General features: G+C 66.4%; 2 protein-coding genes. Both read left to right on the top strand.

Going from position 1 to position 2,202, the window contains the following annotated elements:
* The first annotated feature begins 20 nt into the window (after positions 1 to 20).
* Complete coding sequence (locus tag ABHM97_RS21455; protein WP_349472176.1) at positions 21 to 1,205, top strand: Gfo/Idh/MocA family protein; 1,185 nt, start codon at positions 21 to 23, stop codon at positions 1,203 to 1,205.
* Between the two features lies 1 nt (position 1,206).
* On the top strand, positions 1,207 to 2,202 hold the full coding sequence (locus ABHM97_RS21450; protein ID WP_349472175.1) for a Gfo/Idh/MocA family protein: 996 nt from the start codon (positions 1,207 to 1,209) through the stop codon (positions 2,200 to 2,202).

The raw sequence follows: 2,202 nt of genomic DNA, 5'->3' as shown, positions 1-2,202 counted from the left end.
GAGTCAAAGAGGATCCTTCAATGAGTGCACCCAATTCGAGGCAGTTGGTCGCCGGAATGGTTGGTGGCGGTCCGGGCGCCGACATCGGCAAGACCCACCGTTACGCCATGCGGCTGGATGGCCACTACGATCTCCGGGCAGGAATTTTCGGGCGCGATGAGAGCAGTTCCCACGCCACCGCCGTCGAACTCGGCGTCGAACCGGGCCGCAACTACCGCGACATCCAGGAGATGGCCGAGGCTGAGGCCGCCCGTGAGGACGGTGTGGACGTGTTGGTTGTGGCGACGCCCAACGACAGCCACTTCGAGATCGCCCGTGCATTCCTGCAAAGGGGCATTGCAGTGGTTTGCGAGAAGCCCCTGACGCAGGATTCCGCCACGGCGGCCGAGCTGGTCCGGGTCGCCGGGGAGAACAACGCCATCCTTGCTGTCCCGCATTGCTATTCGGCCTACGCCATGGTGCGGCAAGCCGCGCGGATGGTCCGCAACGGCGAGTTGGGAGCCATTCGTTTTGTCGACGTCGAGCATGCTTCGGGCTGGGCAGCAACACCCCTCGAGAACGAAGGCCACAAACAGGCCAAGTGGCGCACCAACCCTGACATTGCTGGGTTCCCGAGCGTCGTGGGCGACCTCGGCACCCACGCCCTCCATCTGCTCCGCTACATGACCGGGCTCGAAGCAAAACGCTTGTCCGGCCGCTTGCAGACGTTCGTGCCTGGGCGGCGCGTTTTCGACAACGCCACCGTGGAACTTGAACTGACCGGCTCAGTTCCCGCGCGGCTGTGGGCCAGCATGGCGGCTACCGGCCATAACCACGGGCTCCGCATCCGGGTCTACGGCGAAAAGGGCAGCCTGGAATGGCAGCACGAAGACCCGCACCACCTCAAGGTCCAGGACCTCGCAGGGGCCACCACCATCCTCACGCACGGGCTCAGCACCCTGCACGACGACGCGTCCCGGCTCACGCGCGTGGGCCTCGGCCACCCGGAGGGCTTCCTTGAGGCCTTCGCCAATTTCTACTCGGACCTGGCTCAGGTGCTGCGCGCCCGCCGCGACGGCACGCCGCTCCCGGACCGCGAGCTGACCTTCCCCACCGGGATCGACGGCCTGATCGGTGTCCAGTTCGTCGAAGCCGTCGCGGCGTCGCATCACGATGACTCCGCGTGGACAGTCCCCGCGTCCGCCCTAAAGAAAGCAGCAGTCTGACATGCCCCGTTTCGCCCTCCTCGGAGCCGGTTTCATCGGCTCCGTCCACGCAGCCAACCTCGCAGCCCACCCCGGGATCGACTTCCGCCTGGTCTACGACGTCGACCAACAACGGGCACAGACCCTCGCCGCCGCGCATGGCGTTTCGGCTGCGACCACCCTTGAGGAGGTCTTCGACCCCCAGGCGATCGACGCCGTCTTCATCGCGTCCTCCACCGATACGCACGCCGGGCACCTCCGCCGGGCCGCCGCCGTCGGAATCGCCGCGCTCTGCGAGAAGCCCATTGACCTGGACCTGGACCGCGCCCGCGAAACGGCAGCCTTCGCACAGGAGAGCGGCGTGCCCGTCATGGTGGACTTCAACCGCCGCTTCGACCGCGACTATGCCGAGCTCAAACGCGTGGTGGACTCGGGGGAGATCGGCGCAGTGGAGCTCATCCAGCTCACCTCCCGAGGCCCGTCCATGCCGCCGTTATCCTACATCGCCGTATCCGGCGGCCAGATGCGCGACCAGACCGTCCACTTCTTCGACCTCGCCCGCTGGCTCTCCGACCTTGACCCGGTAGAGGTCTTCGCCACCGGCTCGGCCCTGGCGGAGCCCGGCATCGCGGAGTACGACGACGTCGACACCTCCGCGGTCACGCTGCGGCTCCCCGGCGGGGCATTGGTCCAAATCGATTCCGTGCGCCGCACTGGGTACGGCTACGACGAACGGATCGAGATCATGGGCTCCGAGGGGATGGTGGAAGCCCGCCGGCACCGAAACGGCGCAGTATCCAGGTATGCCGGGACATCGGTGGTGGAGGACGGGTTGCACCAAGGCTGGTTTGAGCGCGTGCAACCGACGTATGCGGCGGCCCTCGCCGCTTTCGTGTCCTCGCTGGATGGCAGCACGGCGTCCATTCCTTCGCTGCAGGACGGACTGAAAGCCCAAGCTATCGCCGAAGCAGCCGTGCTTTCCCTGCGCTCGGGCCGCATGGAACCCATTAAGTACTGA

The organism is Paenarthrobacter sp. CAP02 (assembly GCF_040137855.1).
GTDB lineage: Bacteria > Actinomycetota > Actinomycetes > Actinomycetales > Micrococcaceae > Arthrobacter.
This window is presented reverse-complemented; position numbering and strand designations above follow the sequence as displayed.

Excerpts from the sequence above, each read along its gene's own strand:
- ABHM97_RS21455 (WP_349472176.1), top strand. The coding sequence starts at position 21 with ATGAGTGCACCCAATTCGAGGCAGTTGGTCGCCGGAATGGTTGGTGGC.
- ABHM97_RS21450 (WP_349472175.1), top strand. The coding sequence starts at position 1,207 with ATGCCCCGTTTCGCCCTCCTCGGAGCCGGTTTCATCGGCTCCGTCCAC.